The organism is Caldalkalibacillus mannanilyticus JCM 10596 (genome assembly GCF_000615945.1).
GTDB classification, from domain to species: domain Bacteria; phylum Bacillota; class Bacilli; order Caldalkalibacillales; family JCM-10596; genus Bacillus_AT; species Bacillus_AT mannanilyticus.
Map to the genome: position 1 here is coordinate 56,933 of NZ_BAMO01000013.1, position 18,582 is coordinate 75,514.

At 40.4% G+C, this 18,582-nt stretch carries 20 protein-coding genes and 3 pseudogenes; 18 read left to right on the plus strand and 5 right to left on the minus strand.

Annotated features, from left to right (window positions below; genetic code table 11):
* Positions 1-83: 83 nt before the first annotated feature.
* Positions 84-1,021: pseudogene (gene rarD, locus JCM10596_RS24725) on the minus strand (EamA family transporter RarD).
* Positions 1,022-1,320: 299 nt separating this feature from the next.
* Here rarD and JCM10596_RS09290 point away from each other — a divergent pair.
* Complete coding sequence (locus tag JCM10596_RS09290) at positions 1,321-2,049, plus strand: MBL fold metallo-hydrolase (RefSeq protein WP_025026893.1); 729 nt, start codon at positions 1,321-1,323, stop codon at positions 2,047-2,049.
* A gap of 4 nt (positions 2,050-2,053) precedes the next feature.
* The gene (locus JCM10596_RS09295; RefSeq protein WP_025026894.1) at positions 2,054-2,644 is read left to right on the plus strand and encodes a TetR/AcrR family transcriptional regulator; all 591 of its coding nucleotides are present in this window, start codon (positions 2,054-2,056) and stop codon (positions 2,642-2,644) included.
* Between the two features lie 24 nt (positions 2,645-2,668).
* Here the strand turns inward: JCM10596_RS09295 and JCM10596_RS09300 are convergent, their stop codons facing one another.
* The 3 genes and pseudogenes from JCM10596_RS09300 to JCM10596_RS24730 all read right to left on the minus strand — a co-directional run bounded on the left by JCM10596_RS09300 (position 2,669) and on the right by JCM10596_RS24730 (position 5,678).
* Entirely contained in the window at positions 2,669-2,875 is a 207-nt protein-coding gene (locus JCM10596_RS09300; RefSeq protein ID WP_025026895.1) for a hypothetical protein, read from the minus strand.
* Between the two features lie 99 nt (positions 2,876-2,974).
* A complete protein-coding gene (locus JCM10596_RS09305; protein ID WP_025026896.1) occupies positions 2,975-4,195 on the minus strand; it encodes an MFS transporter in 1,221 nt (406 codons plus the stop codon).
* A 125-nt stretch (positions 4,196-4,320) separates the two neighbouring features.
* Positions 4,321-5,678 (minus strand): annotated as a pseudogene (locus tag JCM10596_RS24730) (MATE family efflux transporter).
* Between the two features lie 272 nt (positions 5,679-5,950).
* On the opposite strand from JCM10596_RS24730, the gene JCM10596_RS09315 reads away from it, so the two are divergent.
* The 14 genes and pseudogenes from JCM10596_RS09315 (at position 5,951) to JCM10596_RS29735 (ending at position 16,524) form a co-directional block, all read left to right on the plus strand.
* Complete coding sequence (locus JCM10596_RS09315; protein ID WP_025026897.1) at positions 5,951-7,504, plus strand: sodium:solute symporter family protein; 1,554 nt, start codon at positions 5,951-5,953, stop codon at positions 7,502-7,504.
* A 7-nt stretch (positions 7,505-7,511) separates the two neighbouring features.
* Positions 7,512-7,736 (plus strand): hypothetical protein, encoded by a 225-nt coding sequence (locus JCM10596_RS09320; protein ID WP_234410459.1) that lies wholly within the window; start codon positions 7,512-7,514, stop codon positions 7,734-7,736.
* A 63-nt stretch (positions 7,737-7,799) separates the two neighbouring features.
* Entirely contained in the window at positions 7,800-8,102 is a 303-nt protein-coding gene (locus JCM10596_RS09325) for an urease subunit gamma (RefSeq protein ID WP_025026899.1), read from the plus strand.
* 15 nt (positions 8,103-8,117) lie between these two features.
* Positions 8,118-8,441, plus strand: a complete 324-nt coding sequence (locus JCM10596_RS09330) for an urease subunit beta (RefSeq protein WP_025026900.1) — start codon at positions 8,118-8,120, stop codon at positions 8,439-8,441.
* Complete coding sequence (gene ureC / locus JCM10596_RS09335) at positions 8,438-10,147, plus strand: urease subunit alpha (RefSeq protein WP_025026901.1); 1,710 nt, start codon at positions 8,438-8,440, stop codon at positions 10,145-10,147. The genes JCM10596_RS09330 and ureC overlap by 4 nt, the downstream gene beginning before the upstream one ends.
* A gap of 13 nt (positions 10,148-10,160) precedes the next feature.
* Positions 10,161-10,607: an urease accessory protein UreE gene (gene ureE, locus JCM10596_RS09340; RefSeq protein WP_025026902.1), complete on the plus strand. Its 447-nt coding sequence runs from the start codon at positions 10,161-10,163 to the stop codon at positions 10,605-10,607.
* On the plus strand, positions 10,600-11,283 hold the full coding sequence (locus JCM10596_RS09345) for an urease accessory protein UreF (protein ID WP_025026903.1): 684 nt from the start codon (positions 10,600-10,602) through the stop codon (positions 11,281-11,283). The genes ureE and JCM10596_RS09345 overlap by 8 nt, the downstream gene beginning before the upstream one ends.
* Positions 11,284-11,308: 25 nt before the next feature.
* On the plus strand, positions 11,309-11,923 hold the full coding sequence (gene ureG / locus JCM10596_RS09350; protein WP_025026904.1) for an urease accessory protein UreG: 615 nt from the start codon (positions 11,309-11,311) through the stop codon (positions 11,921-11,923).
* A complete protein-coding gene (locus JCM10596_RS09355; RefSeq protein ID WP_025026905.1) occupies positions 11,920-12,741 on the plus strand; it encodes an urease accessory protein UreD in 822 nt (273 codons plus the stop codon). Before ureG ends, JCM10596_RS09355 begins: the two co-directional genes overlap by 4 nt.
* 198 nt (positions 12,742-12,939) lie before the next feature.
* Positions 12,940-13,770 (plus strand): electron transfer flavoprotein subunit beta/FixA family protein, encoded by an 831-nt coding sequence (locus tag JCM10596_RS09360; protein WP_025026906.1) that lies wholly within the window; start codon positions 12,940-12,942, stop codon positions 13,768-13,770.
* Positions 13,767-14,780, plus strand: a complete 1,014-nt coding sequence (locus tag JCM10596_RS09365; protein WP_025026907.1) for an electron transfer flavoprotein subunit alpha/FixB family protein — start codon at positions 13,767-13,769, stop codon at positions 14,778-14,780. The genes JCM10596_RS09360 and JCM10596_RS09365 overlap by 4 nt, the downstream gene beginning before the upstream one ends.
* Positions 14,773-16,067, plus strand: a pseudogene (locus tag JCM10596_RS24735) (FAD-dependent oxidoreductase). The gene JCM10596_RS09365 and the pseudogene JCM10596_RS24735 overlap by 8 nt, the downstream one beginning before the upstream one ends.
* Positions 16,049-16,360, plus strand: a complete 312-nt coding sequence (locus JCM10596_RS09375) for a ferredoxin family protein (protein ID WP_199900126.1) — start codon at positions 16,049-16,051, stop codon at positions 16,358-16,360. Before JCM10596_RS24735 ends, JCM10596_RS09375 begins: the two are co-directional and overlap by 19 nt.
* 5 nt (positions 16,361-16,365) lie before the next feature.
* A complete protein-coding gene (locus JCM10596_RS29735) occupies positions 16,366-16,524 on the plus strand; it encodes a hypothetical protein (protein WP_199900127.1) in 159 nt (52 codons plus the stop codon).
* A gap of 67 nt (positions 16,525-16,591) precedes the next feature.
* On the opposite strand, the gene JCM10596_RS09385 is transcribed toward JCM10596_RS29735, so the two are convergent.
* Complete coding sequence (locus JCM10596_RS09385; RefSeq protein ID WP_051541251.1) at positions 16,592-17,254, minus strand: MOSC domain-containing protein; 663 nt, start codon at positions 17,252-17,254, stop codon at positions 16,592-16,594.
* A 126-nt stretch (positions 17,255-17,380) separates the two neighbouring features.
* Between JCM10596_RS09385 and JCM10596_RS09390 the strand changes: the two genes are divergently transcribed.
* Together JCM10596_RS09390 and udk are read left to right on the plus strand one after the other, a co-directional pair.
* Positions 17,381-17,824: a DUF2663 family protein gene (locus JCM10596_RS09390; protein WP_025026910.1), complete on the plus strand. Its 444-nt coding sequence runs from the start codon at positions 17,381-17,383 to the stop codon at positions 17,822-17,824.
* Positions 17,825-17,925: 101 nt separating this feature from the next.
* Positions 17,926-18,510 carry a uridine kinase gene (gene udk / locus JCM10596_RS24740; protein ID WP_148302550.1) on the plus strand — a complete coding sequence of 195 codons (585 nt, stop codon included), beginning with the start codon at positions 17,926-17,928 and terminating at the stop codon, positions 18,508-18,510.
* Positions 18,511-18,582: the final 72 nt, after the last annotated feature.

Below are 18,582 nucleotides of genomic sequence, written 5' to 3' on the forward strand. Positions count from 1 at the left end.
ATAGAGAGAGCAAATATGTTACTATAAGAAAGCATCGGAAGAATATTTCTTCATCCGATGGCTTTTCTTAATGATGTTATTTCTTAGACACTCACATTTTTTTTCCTGAAAAGCTTGGCATCCAGCTCTATCATTGGTTTAGTCTTGGCTACAGAGAAGATAAGCAAGGCAGTCCAGATCAGAGTGAACGTGATGAAATGAGTGGTGGTGAAGGGCTCTTTGTAGAGAAAGACACCAAGGACTAAGCCAATAGAAGGGGCAATATATTGTAAAAACCCAATCATCGACATAGGAATGGATTTAGCTCCCTTGGCAAAAAGCAATAAGGGCAATGCTGTCACAATGCCAGCCCCAATAAGAAGGAGCGTTGTCGTAATAGAAACAGTTCCAAACGAGCCCAGCCCCTGATAATGCAGGTATCCAACATAGAGGAGGGCGATGGGGGTCACAAATAGAGTTTCGAAGGCTAAACCCATTAAGGATTAAAGCTTGTTACCTTTTTGATTAAACCATAAATAGCAAAACTAAAAGCTAGAGCAAATGCTACCCACGGTATTTTCCCAAAGGAAACGGTCAGAATAGTAACCCCTATGGCAGCTATAACAAAAGAAACGGTCTGCCAGAACGAGAGCCTTTCACGAAGAACAAGGACGCCAAGTAAGACACTTATAAGTGGATTGATATAATATCCTAAGCTTGTTTCTACTATGTGATTAGAATTGACAGCCCAGATATAAACCACCCAGTTCAGGCTAATTAATAAGCTCGCACTTAGCATGGCTAGAAGCTGTTTAGGATGGGTAAATAGTTTCTTAATATCACTCCAAACATGCTCTATTTTAATCAGGAGAAACAAAAAGATGGTGACAAAGACAAGTGACCAAAGAATACGATGGGCAAGAATTTCGAAGGAAAGCACGTGATCTAGATGTTTCCAATAGAGGGGTAAAAAACCCCATATAATATAAGCGAGTGCAGTAACCCAAATTCCATATGTATATTGCTTGGAGGCTATTTTCACTTAGATCCCTCTTTTATTAGAAAAATGTGTAATAAAGACATTATAGATCCAGAGGAGATCTAATTTCAACAAAAATATTTAGATTTACGAAAAGTATAAAGTAGACTTCCATCAGATGGAGTTTTTACTCCACCTGATGGTTAGTCGCCCTTATCGGCTTCTTAGCTTCGGTTATCTCTCTCCTATAGAGGAGGGAGTCTTACCGACAGTTAGAACGTGATAAAAAACTTTTTGTTGCAAAAACTAATTAGATTAGTTAAATTATAAATATAATTAGTTTTTAGGGAGTGGTGATATAAATGAGAGTGAGTCAAAAAGGGAAGGTCATTCAACTGTCTTTCATGCCTCGATTCTTTCCGGTTAATTGTTACCTTGTAGAGGAAGAAAGGGAAATCACCCTAATTGATGCCGCATTGCCCTACTGTGCCAAATCGATTGTTGATGTAGCGGAGCGTATGGGGAAGCCTATTACTAGAATCATCCTCACCCATGCCCACGAGGATCATGTTGGAGCCCTTGATAGAATCAAAAGAATCCATCCACATATCCAGGTGTATATTTCGGAAAGAGATTCTGCGCTGTTAAAAGGAGAGAGAAGACTTTTACCAGAAGAACCAAATACTCCTATTCGCGGAGGAATACCGAAGAAGATCAGCACAATCCCTGATTGCTTCCTTCGAGAGGGGGAACGTATTGGTTCCCTAGAAGTTATTTTCTCGCCAGGTCATACACCGGGTTCCGTATCTCTCTTCGATACAAGAGATCGTCATTTGATAGCAGGTGACGCTTTTCAAACCAGAGGAGGAATGGCTGTAGCTGGAATGCTGAAGGCTTGGTTTCCTTTTCCTGCTTTAGCAACGTGGAGTAAAGAAATCGCGTTACAGAGTGCCAAAAAACTAGCGGATTTTGAACCACGGCTGCTAGCAGTAGGGCATGGGAGGATGCTAGAAGAGCCTAAGAATGCTATGCTCAAGGCAATAATGGAGGCGGAACGAAAGTATACTCGATCCGTCATGAAAGGAGAATGAAGATTTGTCACCACGTGCGGGATTAGATGCAGATCGTATCGTCAGTAAAGCAACAGAAATCATCGATATGAATGGAGTGGATAAGTTAACACTCGGAATACTTGCAAGTGAACTGAATGTTCGAACTCCCTCTCTATATAATCATGTAAAAAGCCTAGATGGACTAAAGCAGGCATTAGCCATCCAAGGCTTAAATAAGCTATATCAACAGATGCAAAAGGCAGCCATAGGTCGGTCGGGTGATACGGCGATTCGAGAGATTAGTGAAGCCTACCTCTGCTTTGTAAGAAGCCACCCTGGTCTTTATGAAGCAACCTTTCGCGCCCCAGAGCCTGAGGATTCGAATCTGCAACAGGCACAGGATCAAATTGTAGAACTCGTCGTGCTCGTGATGCGAGAATACGATTTGTCTCATGATACTGTTCTTCATTTGGTTCGTGGACTTAGAAGTATCTTACATGGATTTACGTCCATCGAGCAGATGGGAGGCTTTGGACTTCCCCTTGACCTCGATCAAAGCTTTACCATTCTCTTAGATACATATATTAAGGGCATTCATTTGCTCAAAAAGGAACAGGGCTCTAGAGTAGAATGAAACTCTATCAGCTGGAAAGTTTCTTTATTTTTTGTAGCTGATGATCTTCACGTGTTCGATTTCGTGAAAAGGTTCCAAAATGCACATGAGTTGTTGAATCTCTTTTAAAGTCAGGTTTTCATAAAGCTCTATTTGTCCGTTTTCAGGACTGCTTGTAAACGTTGTTTGGATATCTTTCATTTCTCCAACTATGATTTCTTTTGATTCCTTGTAGACAATGATTCCGTTCATGTTCTGCCCCCCCAGGTTCATTTTTGTAAAGTGTATGTCTAGAATCTGGGGAAAAGAACGATTGGATATAGAGATAGGATGTTTATCTAGGGTGTCGAGTTATGTTACCGAGGCGGAAACTGCGCTATTCATTTTTTTGATACTGATGACCATGGCAATGTAAGCTGTGAATATGAGAAAGCATAGCAGAACCAGCATATAGGCAGAACCGATAAGAGTAAGGGCATTAGTAAAGACCAAGAGCATTCCCACTCGAATCGCCAATCCTATTAATTGAAACAGACTATTTACTCTCCCCATTTTATCTGTTGGGATCATAGCCATCATGATGGAGTTGCGGACTACTCTTGTTCCTGCATTCCCGAGTCCAGTTAAGATTTGCATCAGCAAAAAGATGGGGACTAGAGGGATAAGAGAAAGAAAAAGTAGACCGATCAGGTAGCTAGTGAAAGTCAGAATAATGGCGGCATACTGATTCATGGTTCGTAGCAGAAGAGGTAAAATAATACCAGCAAGGGTCGCCCCTACAGAGTACATCATACTGGTGGCTCCATACACACTCGCATCTGCTTCCAAAACTTCATGAATATAGATGGGATAAAGATAGTTTGTCATCATAACTCCGATAAAAGGGAGAAAGGATGCCATAAAAAAGAGAAAGAGCATAGGTACTTGCTTCATATACAAGAATCCCTCAGCCAATTGATAGAAAAAGGAATGGCGTGTAGAAGAGGGAGCGAACGTTTGATAATAAGGAACAAGGAGTAAGATAAAAAAGGCAGCTCCAAAAGAGAAGGCATCCATGATGATAATCCAAATCAAATCAATTTTTCCTATCAATATACTCGCTAAGGCACCTGCCATGATCGTGGATGCTTGGCTTTGTATTTCCAGCAATCCATTGATTGATTTATAATGTTTTTTATCAAAAATCTCCTGACAAAAGGCAAACATCGTTGGGTAGAAGACTGTGTAGTAGAGAGAGCCGATGGAATAGATGCTGATAAGATACCAGATAGGGTAATCTCCCAATCGATAACCTAGATACACAAAGAAGACTAAACTAATGAAACCAAAAAAATTAACTACATGTAAGATGTTTTTGCGAGAAAAACGATCGATCAATAGACCGATGGAAGGCGTAATGAAGAACATAAGAATCGTGAGGGCTAAAGTGACATAGCCATAGATGACTGACCCATCCTCACGAGAGATAAGCATCCATGGTATGGCAATCATTGAGATTCCAGATCCGATAGAAGATAGCATGTTAGAAGCAAGAATAAAATAGAGACGTTGATCCTTAAAAAGTTGATTCATTCTGATCACCTCATTCATTAACGTTGGCAATAGTTTCTAGTGCTTATCTTTAGCATAACGAAATGATTAGGAGGAATCTTCGGCGATCAGAATGATTTTTGGTAGAACAGGCTCAGACCTTGGTCTTAAGACTGCTCTACTCTTTTGTGCTTACGTTGAATATGGACAAGTCGAATGGAGAGGGAGATAGCCCCCGCCGCCAGACCTGCTATGAGACCGACCCAATAGCCAAAAGCATGGAGACTTGTGTAATTGGCTAACACATAACCAAGTGGTAATCCAATCACCCAATAAGAAACCAATGCCATGACAAATGTAACATTCACATCCTTATATCCTCGAAGGACTCCTTGGATGGGGGAGGCAATAGCATCCGATAACTGGAAAAATAAAGCGTATATTAAGAATTGAGAGGTGAGGATGAGCACCTCTTTTTCTTTTGTATACAGACCGGCTACCTCCATTCTAAAAACAAAAAGGAAGATCGCACAGCCAACGGAAAAAAGAATGGCTGTCATGATTCCAATCTTACTATATTGTGCAGCATCGAGATAACGTTTAGCTCCTACTTCATACCCTACAATAATGGTCAAGGCCATAGAGATGCTCAAAGGAATCATGTACAAGAAAGAAGCAAAGTTAATGGCTGCTTGGTGGGAAGCAATTGTGATCGTATCATACTGACTCATCAGTAAGGTGACAGCCGAAAAAATACTGACCTCAAAAAAAATAGAGAGCCCAATAGGGAGTCCAATGAGAAAAATCTCTTTCCATCTTTTCAGAGCTATAGGATAAAAACGAGAAAAAATAGCACTTTGAGCAAGAGGCTCTTTTTTAACAACAATAAAAATAGTGACAACAGTAATAAACCAATATGTGATCGACGTAGCATAGCCAGCACCAATCCCCCCTAAAGCTGGAAAACCTCCCTTACCAAAAATCAGCATATAGTTAAAGAAAAAATTAATAGGGATGGTGGCTAGTGTAATAAACATTGTGATTCGAGTATGCCCTAGGGCATCAATATAGCAGCGTAAAACAGTATAAATGAATAAGGGGATGATCCCATACGTAAGGCAACTAAATAGCCCTTAGCGATATAGCGTACATCTTCTTCAATATTCATATGGTTTAAGACTGGGTCTAAAACAAGAGCCCCAAGAAGCATAATGGTGATGGCTAGCATAAGAGAAACATAGATTCCTTGCAGAACACGATCGGGTATACTTTCCTCTTTTTTTGCTCCGAAAAGCTGCGACACAATAGGGGTAATAGACATTAAAATGCCACTTAATCCCACGAAAATAGGAACCCATAGATTGGCTCCAATGGCGACGCCAGCTAAATCAGTAGGGCTTACATTTCCAGACATCACTACATCAAAAAAATTCATGGCAAATAAGCCTAGCTGAGTGACGAAGATCGGAAATAAAATTCTACTAAATTGACTTATTTTTTGGCGGTATGTATAGGTTTGTTCCATAGTCACCTCTAGTAAAAAAGTAATAATGAATGAATTATATCATTTTATATCAGCTATCTCTATATACTTTATTTTCTGACAAACGGGTCATCTTTGCTTTTTGTAATAATTTGTTAGAAAACCTGACAAAATGGCTGAAATGCCAAAGAATCACTCGTATACTAACCCCATTGAACATAAAAATTATTTATTAGTTCTGAATTGCTTTAAAAGTGCAAAAAGAAACACCTTTTAACTAGTAAAGGATTAAATAAAAGATGGGGGAGTGAAACATGTTAACAGCCAGTGCGGGATATCTTATTTTGCTCTTTTTTGGAGTGTTTTTTACGAGTCTTACTATGATTATGCAGCGTCGTAGAAAGACAGATATGACAGCAGAACAATTTAGTACGGCGGGCAGAAGCATTGGTGTCGGTTTAGCGAGTGCTTCGATTATAGCCGCTTGGACTTGGGCGGCTACACTGATGATGTCTTCATCAACAGGTTTTCAATATGGAATAAGTGGACCTTATTGGTATGCTGCAGGTGCTTGCATTCAAGTATTATTGTTTGCGATTGTAGCGATTCATTTAAAAAGAAAAGCACCAAAGGCTCATACATTCTTGGAGTTCATTGGAAAACGTTTTGACAAAAAAAATCATAAACTGATGATGGTCTTTGCCTTGATGACGAACACGATCGTTACAGCTATGGTCATTCTTGGTGGAGCGATTGCGTTAAATTCACTTACAGGGATGAATATTTATATAGCAGCATTTTTAATTCCATTAACCTTTACGATTTATACCATGATTGGTGGTTTAAAAGCGTCGTTCATCGCAGACTACTTAAATACTGTAATGATTTTTGTCATTCTCACCACTTTTGCCACAGTTGTATATATGAAATTTGGAGTGACAACCGTTTATGAAGGGTTACGTGCTTTACCTGAATCTCAACAAATGTTAACAATGGCTTCAATTCCAGGTTTGCTGTTTGGAATGATCAATATTATCGGTAACTTTGGCACGGTATTCGTTGACCAGTCATACTGGCAGCGTGCGATTGCCAGTAAAGACAGTGCTGCGTCAAAGGCTTATATTTATGGAGGGATTGCTTGGTTTTCAATTCCATTTGCCATTGCAACATTCTTAGGAGTTACAGCAGCAGGGTTAGGATTAAATATTGGGGACCCTGATGCCTCAGCACCACTCATGGCTGCTCATTTACTTGGTACAGTTGGATCTATTTTATTTTTAGTGATGTTATTTATGGCGGTTATGTCAACAGGAGCTGCTGAGCTTACAGCCATTACGAATATTATTGTTACAGATATTTACCGTAAATCGATTAACCCAACAGCGAGCAGTAAGCAAACCTTAAAAATATCGCGTATTGTTACATTAAGCTCTGGGTTAGCGATGGGGATTTTCTCTATCTTACTTTTCAACATAGGGATTGGCTTGGGATTTGTATATATGGCTATGGGGATCTTTGTCAGTGGCGCGGTTATTCCGCTGACGCTTGGTTTACTTTGGAAACGTACAACGAATCAAGGGTGTTTTTACGGTGCTTTATTAGGGATGATTTCTGGCGTAACGGTTTGGTTAACTTACGCTTATGTTATGTACGGTTCTATTAGTGTTGAGTCACTGGGTCAATTACATTCAATGCTCTTTGGAAACATTACGGTCTTTTTAGTGAGTGGTTTGATTTCAGTAGGTCATGCATTAATGTCGAGAGAAGAATTCGATTTTGAAGCAATGAGAGATCAATTCAAAAGCTTTGATGAAGAGAATGACGAGATGAAAACAGGTCAAGGAAGGTTGTATAACTATGCAGGATAAACAGTTGATGAAAGATGCAAAGATGTGTACACGCTGGGCATTGGGTTTAACCTTTGTATTTATCTTCGTATTCCCAGGAAGTATGTTTTTAACTGGGTATAACTATAGCTTGCCGTTTTTTAAAGGGTGGACATATCTCGCTTATAGCTGGTTAGTAACAGCAGGCTTGTTTATCTCGATCCGTCCATGGATTGAATACTTCAAAGAAAAGAAAGAATCCGAGCAAGGCTAATTTGTCAGCCATCGAAAGTATGACTAAAGAACTACTGCATTTGAGGAGAAAGGATGGTAAGGGATGAAACTAACGTCTCGTGAGATGGAGAAGCTGTTGATTGTTGTTGCTGCCGATTTAGCACGTCGTCGTCAAAAAAGGGGATTGAAGCTGAACTATCCAGAAGCTACGGCTATTATTACATATGAAATTTTAGAAGGAGCAAGAGATGGGCAGACCGTCGCTCAGTTAATGCAGTATGGGACTACTATTTTAACGAGAGAGGATGTCATGGAAGGTGTTCCAGAAATGATCGCTGATATTCAAGTAGAGGCAACATTTCCTGATGGAACGAAGCTAGTTACTGTACATAATCCAATAAGGTAATAGGAGAGAAGAAACATGATCCCAGGAGAGTATGTATTAAAGACAGACCCTATTATTTGTAATGAACATAAAAAGCCAATCAGAATTAAGGTGTTAAACCTAGGAGATCGTCCTGTTCAAATTGGCTCTCATTTTCACTTTTACGAGGTAAATAGTTTTCTAAAGTTTAATCGAGAAGAAACTTTAGGAATGCATTTAAATATTCCAGCGGGCACTGCTGTCCGTTTCGAACCAGGTGATGAAAAAGAAGTTGAACTTGTTTCTTTCTCAGGGGAACAAAGAATATATGGCTTAAATAATCGAGTGAATGGATCCGTTCAAAAGGAGAGAAATGAATGAGTTTTCACATGTCAAGAAAGCAGTATGCTGATATGTTTGGTCCGACAGTTGGAGATGCCATTCGTCTAGCTGATACGGAACTGTACATCGAAATCGAAAAGGATTATACCACATACGGGGATGAAGTGAAGTTCGGTGGAGGCAAGGTCATTCGTGATGGAATGGGACAGCATCCCCTTGCGACAAGGGACGAAAGTGTCGACCTAGTCTTAACGAATGCGACGATTGTTGACTACACGGGAATTTACAAAGCAGATATTGGAATAAAGGATGGTTTTATCGTGGGGATTGGAAAGGCAGGAAATCCATTGCTCATGGATCATATCGAAATTGTTGTAGGTGCTTCTACGGAGGTCATTGCCGCTGAAGGTCAGATTGTGACAGCTGGTGGAATAGATGCCCATGTCCATTTTATATGTCCCCAACAAATTGATACGGCTCTTCAGTCAGGTTTGACAACGATGATTGGTGGAGGTACAGGTCCAGCAACTGGTTCGAAAGCAACAACTTGTACACCTGGAAAATGGAATATTCATCGAATGCTTGAGGCGGCAGAAGAATTCCCAATGAATCTAGGTTTCTTAGGGAAGGGAAATGCCTCCGGAAAGAAGGCGATAAGTGAACAGGTTGAAGCAGGAGCTATCGGTCTGAAGCTTCATGAGGATTGGGGTACGACAGCAGCGGCAATAGATACATGCTTAACAGTAGCAGATGAGTACGATGTCCAGGTAGCAATTCATACGGATACACTTAATGAAGGTGGATTTGTCGAGGACACGTTAGCAGCGATTAATGGACGTGTTATCCATACGTACCATACGGAAGGTGCAGGGGGAGGACACGCGCCGGATATTATTAAAGCAGCCAGCTTTCCTAATATTTTACCTTCATCTACTAATCCAACCCGCCCGTTTACTATTAACACATTGGAAGAGCATCTAGATATGTTAATGGTTTGTCATCACTTGGATCCTAGTGTTCCAGAGGATATTGCTTTTGCGGATTCACGTATTCGTAAAGAAACGATTGCCGCAGAGGATATTCTCCATGACTTAGGCGTGTTTAGTATGATCTCGTCAGATTCACAAGCGATGGGGCGTGTGGGTGAAGTTATCAGTCGCACATGGCAGACAGCCGATAAAATGAAAAAGCAACGCGGAAAGCTCAGGGGAGACGAAGGGGTTGGGGACAACAATCGAGTGAAGCGCTATATTGCAAAATATACAATCAATCCTGCGATCGTTCATGGAATCTCTGACTATGTTGGTTCAGTTGAAGTTGGCAAGTTTGCCGATTTAATCCTTTGGGATCCAGCGTTTTTCGGTGTGAAGCCTGAGCTTATTTTAAAAGGTGGAATCATCGCTCACAGTATTATGGGGGATCCAAACGCAAGTATTCCAACACCACAACCCATATTGTATCGCCCGATGTTTGGTACTAACGGAAAAGCCAAATACAAAGCAGCAATGACCTTTGTTTCCAAAGCAGCGTATGAAGCGGGAATTAAAGAAGAGCTAAATTTGCAAAAAATCGTTAAGCCTATTTCTGGAGTTCGAAGCTTAACAAAAAAATCGATGGTGTTAAACGGAGAAACACCAGAGATCGAGGTTGACCCGCAAACATATGAAGTAAAAGTTGACGGCGAATTAATTACGTGTGAACGAGCTGACGTTGTTCCGATGGCACAGCGCTATTTCTTATTTTAACGGAGGGAGAAACATGATTATTGAAAGCATTGTGGGAAATGTTGCCACACTAAAGAAGAGATCTCCACATGTAGAGCGAGTCTATTTAGAGAGTGATGATCTAGTAAAAAGAATTCAAAGGGTTACGACGGATCACGGTAATGAGATTGGCATTCGATTAAAAGAGAACCGCGAATTAATAGACGGTGATGTGTTGTATATGGATGAAAAAAACATGATTGTTGTCTCCGTCAAAGAAGATGATCTGTTAACGATTATGCCAATCACGATTAAACAAATGGGGGAGATCGCCCATCAGCTTGGAAATCGACATATGCCTGCTCAATTCGAAGGCGATGAAATGCTTGTTCAATACGACTACTTAGTAGAAGAGTTACTTCAACAGTTATCGATCCCACATAAACGAGAGAAGCGAAAGGTCAAACAGGCATTTCGCCATATAGGACATAGGCATGACTAAGCTGTTGTCACTTTTACAATTAAGCGATTCCAATTTTCCATCAGGAGCATTTTCGCATTCCTTTGGCTTGGAAACCTATATTCAAGAACAGGTCATTTCAGATAAAAAAAGCTTTAGCAAAGCTCTATTTGTCTATATTCGCAAACAGCTTACCTTTGTTGATGGTCTTGCTTGCAGATTCGCCTTCGAGGCGCTTGAGCAACAAGAATTTGATCATTTTTTTAAGCTAGATCAACTAGTATATGCTTCAAGCCTTGCTGAAGAAACAAGACTTGGAAACCAAAGAATTGGGGAGCAGATGGCTAAGTTGTGTTACGAGCTATATCCATCATCTACTCTCCAAAAGTATTTGCAGCAGATTAAGGAAAAGAAAGCGTACGGACATTCTGCTTTCGTATTTGCAGCAGTTGCCCATCACTTGCAAGTAACAAAAGAAACAGCTGTTCAAACATACATGTATACTGCTGTGTCCTCTTTAGTTCAAAATGCAGTCCGTGGTATTCCACTGGGACAGACAGATGGACAGAAGATTTTAGTAGAAATCCAGCCTCTAATCGTCAAGGCTGGATTAAGAATTTTCACATTGGTCGAAGAGGATTTAGGAGCGATAAGTCCTGGGCTAGAAATAGCACAAATGCGGCATGAGCGTTTACCCGTACGCTTGTTTATGTCATAAAAACAAAACGAAGGAGAGGATATATTTGGAACCAGTAAGAATTGGAGTTGGAGGTCCTGTTGGAGCAGGAAAAACCATGCTGGTGGAAAAGCTAACCCGTGCTTTATACAATGAATTAAGCATGGCAGTCGTAACGAATGATATTTACACAAAGGAAGATGCTAAATTTCTAATGAAAAATGGTGTACTGCCAGAAGATCGAGTTGTTGGGGTCGAAACAGGTGGCTGTCCACATACAGCGATCCGCGAAGATGCATCGATGAATTTTGCTGCCATTGAGGAATTAATAGAAAAGCATCCAGATCTAGAATTGATCTTTGTTGAAAGTGGTGGTGACAATCTAGCAGCTACGTTCAGCCCGGAACTAGTTGATTTTTCTATTTATATTATTGATGTTGCACAGGGCGAAAAAATTCCTCGTAAAGGCGGACAGGGTATGATTAAATCTGATTTATTTGTTATTAATAAAACAGATTTAGCTCCGTATGTAGGGGCAAGCTTGGAAGTTATGGAACGAGATACGATTGCAGCACGAGGAAATAAGCCGTTTGTTTTTACAAATTTAAAGGATGGAACTGGTTTAGACATAGTTGTAGATTGGATTAAAAAACAAGCTCTTCTTATTGGACTGGAATCATGAGTTATACCGGATTACTAGAGCTGACAGCCCAAAAAAGGTTTCTACGAACAATCCTTTCTGACTGCTATTATGAAGGGGCATTAAAGATCACACGTCCGGTTTACCTTGATTTGAATTCTCCGGTTGTTTACCTCATTCATGTAGGAGGAGGATATGTAGACGGGGATCGCTATGAAATGAACATTTCTGTAGAAGAAGACGCAGAACTCGCAGTTACAACCCAATCACACACAAAAGTGTATAAGACACCGAATGAACCAGTTGTTCAAGTAACTAATATTACATTAGGGAAAAGAAGCGTTTTGGAATACATGCCTGATCCTTTAATTGCTTATGAACAGGCACGGTTTATTCAGGAAACAAGCGTCTATATTGATGAGGATGCTTGTTTCTTTTATAGTGACATTATCACTCCAGGCTGGGCGAAGGATGGAAGTGCCTTTCGCTATGACTGGATTCGTTCTAAGTTGAAGATCTATAACAAAAATAAGCTTATTTTGTTTGATCATTTAATGTTGGAGCCAGATGCCGAAATGAACGGGGTGCTGCAAATGGACGGCTATACCCATGTGGGAATGTTTCTAATCTTACATCATGCTGTAGATAAGGGTTTCATCGATCGCTTATATGAGCATTTGCAAGAAGATGACAAAAATTCTGAACGATGCTTTGGAATGTCTGCTATCCCAGAGAATGGAGTAATAGTACGAATTCTTGCCCGGAGCACAGGTGTCATTGAGCAATTAATTACTTCAGCACATGCTTTTGCTAGAAAACTATTATTAAATAAGGAATATGTTAACTGGCGGAAATATTAATTTTGATTCATCGTCAATTTCTAAATTGGCTTTTTTTTTTGGCGATATGTAGCGATAGGGATAGGTTTGTTCCATAGTTACCTCTAGTAAAAATATAATAATCAATGAATTATATCATTTTATATCAGCTTCCTTTATATACTTTACTAACGGTAACTAAACTTGTATGGGAAAACCTTACAAAAAGGAGTGAGTCATTTGCTACATATCGTTGCCTGTATCAAGCAGGTTCCTGACACCAAGGTGATTAAAATGAATCCCAAAACAAACACAATGGATCGAGCAAGTGCCCCAGCTATTCTAAATCCCTATGACGCTCATGCAGTGGAGGAGGCAGTGCGCTTAAAGCACAGATATGGAGGGAGCGTTTCCGTTTTAACAATGGGTCCACCCCCAGCCGTTAAAGCCATTCGGAAATGCATTGAGATTGGTGCTGATGAAGGGTATATGATTTCAGATCGAGCGTTTGCTGGAGCGGACACTTTAGCGACAAGTTATGCTCTGACCAAGGCATTAGAAAAAATACAAAAGATAAGACCCATTGATCTTATCATTTGTGGAAAGATGACCATTGACGGTGATACAGGACAAGTTGGACCTGGGATTGCTAGACGCTTAGATATTCCTCCCTTAACCAATGTCAATCAGGTTGTGGAAATCGATCAGGAAAAGAAAGTGGCCATTGTTCATAGAAAACTAGAGGACGGTTATGAGGTCATCCAATCTAGCCTCCCTTGCTTATTTTCAGTCGAAAAGGAAATTAATGAGGTTCCTTATTCTTCCCTATCTAATATGATCAAAGCCGCTCGTTATCAACCGCATATATGGGCGGTTAGTGATTTGGGAGAGGTCGATCGTACTCAGCTAGGACTAAAAGGTTCACCTACTATTGTCTCGAAGGTATGGGCTCCTCCAAAGCCAGAGGGAGGACAAATCGTACAAGGTACAACACAAGAACAGATACAAAAAATAGTAGAACTAGTACTAGAGAAAAAAGAATTATTTGAGTCAAGGGGGGCAAAAGGATGAGCTTTGAAGATTACAGGGGAATATGGGTTTTTATCGAGATTAAAAATGAAAAGATTGCTCCCGTATCGCTTGAGCTTTTAGGAGCTGGCAGGGCTTTAGCTGACAAAAGAAACAGTTCGTTAGCAGGAATTGTGATTGGTGAAAATATCACCTCCTATTGTCCAACTTTATTTGAGTATGGGGCAGATCGGGTTTATGTCTATGATCATACGATCTATAGTGACTATCGTACAGAATCTTATATGAAGGCTCTTCTTCATTGTAGTCAGAAATATAAACCAGAAGTCATTCTCTATGGGGCGACTTCAACAGGAAAGGACTTAGCCAGTGCCGTAGCGACCGATCTTCCAACGGGATTAACCGCAGATACGACTATTCTTGATATTGAGGAGGATACGGGCTTGCTCTTAGCCAGTCGTCCTGCATTCGGAGGGAACATTATGGCAACGATTCTTTGTAAGAAGTATCGTCCTCAAATGGCGACGGTTCGTCCGAAGGTCATGAAAGCTTTACCACCAGAGAAAGGAAGACAGGGAGAAATCATCGAAGAGTCGATTGAGCTTAAAGAAGAAGAAATTCGAACAAAAGTATTGAAGGTCGTTCAAGAAATGAAAAAAAATGCAGGAATCGATGAAGCAGATATTATTGTGGCAGGTGGAAAAGGGCTAGTGAATAAAGAAGGTTTCCAACTCATTCATTTATTGGCTCAAGCTCTTGGAGGCGCAGTGGGAGCCAGTCGGGATGTGGTGGAGGCAGGATGGATTGATCATCATCATCAGGTGGGACAGACTGGATTGACAGTAACTCCTAAAATATATTTTGCAATAGGAATTTCTGGAGCTATTCAACATATCGTTGGGATGCAAAACTCCTCTCTGATTATAGCGATCAATAAAGAGCCAGATGCTCCTATCTTTCAATCTAGTCATTATGGGATTGTGGGGGATGCCTTTGAAATTGTTCCCATGCTGATCGAAGCATTTAGTGAGGAGGTGGCACAGCATGTCTGAAAAATTTGATTGTATTGTTGTGGGAGCAGGTCCAGCGGGAATTGCCTGTGCGTATGAGGTAGCAAAGGGTGGAGGTAAGGTACTCTTGATTGAAAGAGGAGAATACCCAGGCTCCAAAAATGTGATGGGTGGTGTTTTGTACAGAAAAATGATGGAGGATATTATTCCTGGCTTTTATAAGGATGCCCCACTTGAACGTCCAATCGCTGAACAGCGATTTATGATGGTAGACAAAGAGTCAGCTCTGACCTTTGGTTATAAGGGGCTGGAGTGGATGCAGGAGCCCTATAACAACTTTACTGTATTAAGAGCCAAGTTTGATCAATGGTTTGCAGCCAAGGCAGTAGAACAAGGAGCTTTATTGATCAATGAAACGGTCGTCTTAGAATGTATTGTAGAGGATGGCAAGGTGATCGGTGTGAAAACAGATCGACCAGATGGAGAGGTCTATGCCGATGTCGTTGTATTAGCTGACGGAGTCAACTCATTATTAGCCAAATCCTTAGGCTTTCACAAGGAATTTAAGCCCGATGAAGTGGCTTTAGCTACAATGGAAATTCTTAAATTAGATCGAAAAATCATCGAAGACCGCTTTAATTTAGAAGGGGATCAAGGCTGTACAATCGAGATTTTTGGTGATGCAACCAAAGGAATCTTAGGAACTGGCTTTTTGTATACCAATAAAGACTCACTAAGTATTGGGGTAGGGACGTTACTTTCAGGACTTATCAAGCATAAGATAAAACCGTATGAATTATTAGAATATGTTAAAAACCATCCGATGATAAGACCTTATATTCAAGGCAGTGAGCCGCAAGAGTATCTTGCTCACCTGATTCCTGAAGGAGGGTATCATTCCATGCCGAAGGTTGTCGGGCATGGAGTCATCGTAGTTGGAGATGCGGCACAATTGGTGAATGCATTCATCGAGAAGGGTCTAACCTTGCCATGACTTCAGGTCGTTTTGCTGCTGAAACAGTGTTATTGGCAAAAGAAGCGGAGGATTTTTCAGAGAATATGCTAGATTCATACCGCTCAAAGCTGATGAATAGCTTTGTTGGTCAGGATATGAAAAAGTATAAGGATGCGACGCACCATTTCGATAAATTTCCTCAGTATTTTGATCAATATATTCCGATGGTTAATAAAGCGGCTAGTCAGATGTTCACAGTAGATGGATCATCCAAGTGGGAAAAACAGAAGAAGATCTGGAAGGGTATAGGAGGAGCGAGAGAGAAAATCAGATTCGCGAAGGATATGTATCGAGCATGGAGGGTGATGAAATAATGAGCCAGAGTAAATGTCAATCGATAGAAGAAAAGCAGTATCTTCTTCGATTTAATGCGGACACGAAATCCCATCTTCACGTACTTGACACAGAAGTTTGCATGAGTTCATGCCCTGACAAAATCTGTACGATCTTTTGTCCAGCAGAGGTCTATAAGTGGGAAGAGATACGCATGCACGTAGGATATGAAGGATGTCATGAATGTGGGAGCTGTAGAATTGGTTGTCCACATGAAAACATCAAATGGGAATATCCCAAGGGAGGGCATGGGATTGTCTTTAGGCTGGGGTGAGTAAGGTGTTTAAAATTGGAGATCGAGTCATTTACACTGGAGATGGTGCGCGAGGCATTATCTTAGAAATCCAAGAAAATCGTTACCATGTGATGTGGGAGGATTACTTTGTTAGCTGGGAGAATGTCGAAAGTTTAATCAGGGATGTTACCGAAAGGAAGTAATGTAGTTGGAAAAGAAAAAAAGGGCGAGGGCAAAGTAAAAAGATAGAGCAAGAAGGAAGTGGTCAGCTTAGCTTTTTTGACCACTTTCTCCTTCTCTTCTCAGAGTTTCATCCCCTGTCATACCAGCTAGACGCTTTTCAAATGCTTCCTTCCAATTGCTTGAGAGAGCTTCTACAGCAAGGATCTTCTTTATTCCTTCTGTGTTTTCTTTCTCAATATGTCTAATCTGATTGGCATAAGCCACAGATATTTGCTGTGAATCAGATTGCAATCGAGTGATGGTGCTTGAAGAGGATACATATCCTTCTTCTAGTACTCTAAAATAGTAGCCCGTGAAGCCTGTTTCTTCAAACGCTAAGGGTAAGCTTTTATTATTGTATCTTGCTGATAATTTATAACAGGGCTGTCTTGGCTGAGAAATTTGGACAACGGCTTCTCCTAATTGAAAGACGTCCCCAATACAAACATCCTTTTCTGCCACGCCCAATAAGGTTAGATTTTCGCCAAAAGCTCCGAGTTGTAGCTTCTCTTGTAGGTACTCACTCCAATACTCATAATGCTCATAAGGGTAGACACAGACGGCTTTGTCGGGTCCGCCATGATGGACGAGATCTGCCTGACCATCTCCTTCGAAGCCTACTCGAGTCAAGAAAACTTTCTCAGTGGGAATCGGTTTTTTCTGTATTCCTGATTGGATTTCCTTCTTACCAAAGCTCATCGTTTGTGGCATACCGGTGTTAATAGAAATAATCTTAATCTGCTTCAATCTTTCACTCTCCCAAATCCAGATTTTATATAAATTAGAGTATATAGGAGAGTTCTCTTTTGATCAATCCAAAAGTGAAGGAGGGAAGAAATGTCTTATCAATCTTTGCCTATATCAGAAGATACCAAAAGACTGCTAGACATGTTACGAGAAAAGAAAGCAGAACTAGATAAGTATAAGAAGGTAAAAGGATTTTGGTTGGGTGTTACTGTTGGAATGGGCTTTCTCTCACTTTATGTTTTTTATTATTATATTCTTCTTCCATTACCCTCTAATTCGATCTTGATTTTCAAGAAGATTACAGAGCATTCCTTAGGGATTTCTTTACTCATTGGGGTTTTATCCTCCCACTTCCTTTCTAAATACTATACAGATAAGCATCAAAAGGCAAAAAAGAAATATGACGACCTCAGATATGAAGCTATCGACCGTTTTTCGGGAAATTGGCTGAAATCCAAAGAAGCCAAGATTATTGATACCATCTCCGCAGAAATGAAAAAAAAATATGGGATTAATCTAACTAGTAAAACATAAAAGTTCATAAAAATGTTGGTGTTGAAGAAGTGTCCTAATTAAGATAAAATATTCGTGGTGCTTACGCAAACAAGATCAAAGCAGTGAAAGGACACTTATTAATGAAAAAACCACTTATCATTGGAGTTGCTGGTGGAAGCGGCTCAGGAAAGACAACAGTTGCTAGGAAATTATACGAGGAATTTGCCGATTCTGTAGTCATGATTGAGCAGGACGCCTACTATAAGGATCAGACTCATTTATCATTTGAACAAAGAACGAAGACCAACTATGATCATCCACTTGCCTTTGATCATGATTTATTAATTGAACACCTCCAACAGTTACTCACCTACAAGCCCATTGAGAAGCCTGTGTATGACTATGCTCTACATACACGTTCTGCTGAAACCATTCATTTAGAACCCAAGGAAGTTATTATTCTAGAAGGAATATTAATCCTTGAAGACCAGCGTCTGAGAGAGCTAATGGATATTAAAATATTTGTAGATACGGACGCAGATGTTCGAATCCTGCGAAGATTAGAAAGAGATATGAAAGAGCGGGGAAGAAGCTTGGAGTCTGTTATTGATCAATACTTAAGTGTGGTACGCCAGATGCATTTACAATTTGTAGAACCAAGTAAAAGGTATGCAGATCTCATCTTGCCCGAAGGTGGTCATAACCAAGTGCAATTAGCCTGCTGATGAATCATATCAGAACCAACCTAAGCACAGAAGAATAGGGACAGAAGAGTAAGATTAGTATATGGGTACAAG

Excerpts from the sequence above, each read along its gene's own strand:
- JCM10596_RS09290 (WP_025026893.1), top strand. The coding sequence starts at position 1,321 with ATGAGAGTGAGTCAAAAAGGGAAGGTCATTCAACTGTCTTTCATGCCT.
- JCM10596_RS09300 (WP_025026895.1), bottom strand. The coding sequence starts at position 2,875 with ATGAACGGAATCATTGTCTACAAGGAATCAAAAGAAATCATAGTTGGA.
- JCM10596_RS09305 (WP_025026896.1), bottom strand. The coding sequence starts at position 4,195 with ATGAATCAACTTTTTAAGGATCAACGTCTCTATTTTATTCTTGCTTCT.
- JCM10596_RS09315 (WP_025026897.1), top strand. The coding sequence starts at position 5,951 with ATGTTAACAGCCAGTGCGGGATATCTTATTTTGCTCTTTTTTGGAGTG.
- JCM10596_RS09320 (WP_234410459.1), top strand. The coding sequence starts at position 7,512 with ATGAAAGATGCAAAGATGTGTACACGCTGGGCATTGGGTTTAACCTTT.
- JCM10596_RS09325 (WP_025026899.1), top strand. The coding sequence starts at position 7,800 with ATGAAACTAACGTCTCGTGAGATGGAGAAGCTGTTGATTGTTGTTGCT.
- JCM10596_RS09330 (WP_025026900.1), top strand. The coding sequence starts at position 8,118 with ATGATCCCAGGAGAGTATGTATTAAAGACAGACCCTATTATTTGTAAT.
- ureC (WP_025026901.1), top strand. The coding sequence starts at position 8,438 with ATGAGTTTTCACATGTCAAGAAAGCAGTATGCTGATATGTTTGGTCCG.
- ureE (WP_025026902.1), top strand. The coding sequence starts at position 10,161 with ATGATTATTGAAAGCATTGTGGGAAATGTTGCCACACTAAAGAAGAGA.
- JCM10596_RS09345 (WP_025026903.1), top strand. The coding sequence starts at position 10,600 with ATGACTAAGCTGTTGTCACTTTTACAATTAAGCGATTCCAATTTTCCA.
- JCM10596_RS09355 (WP_025026905.1), top strand. The coding sequence starts at position 11,920 with ATGAGTTATACCGGATTACTAGAGCTGACAGCCCAAAAAAGGTTTCTA.
- JCM10596_RS09365 (WP_025026907.1), top strand. The coding sequence starts at position 13,767 with ATGAGCTTTGAAGATTACAGGGGAATATGGGTTTTTATCGAGATTAAA.
- JCM10596_RS09375 (WP_199900126.1), top strand. The coding sequence starts at position 16,049 with ATGGAGGGTGATGAAATAATGAGCCAGAGTAAATGTCAATCGATAGAA.
- JCM10596_RS09385 (WP_051541251.1), bottom strand. The coding sequence starts at position 17,254 with ATGCCACAAACGATGAGCTTTGGTAAGAAGGAAATCCAATCAGGAATA.
- JCM10596_RS09390 (WP_025026910.1), top strand. The coding sequence starts at position 17,381 with ATGTCTTATCAATCTTTGCCTATATCAGAAGATACCAAAAGACTGCTA.
- udk (WP_148302550.1), top strand. The coding sequence starts at position 17,926 with ATGAAAAAACCACTTATCATTGGAGTTGCTGGTGGAAGCGGCTCAGGA.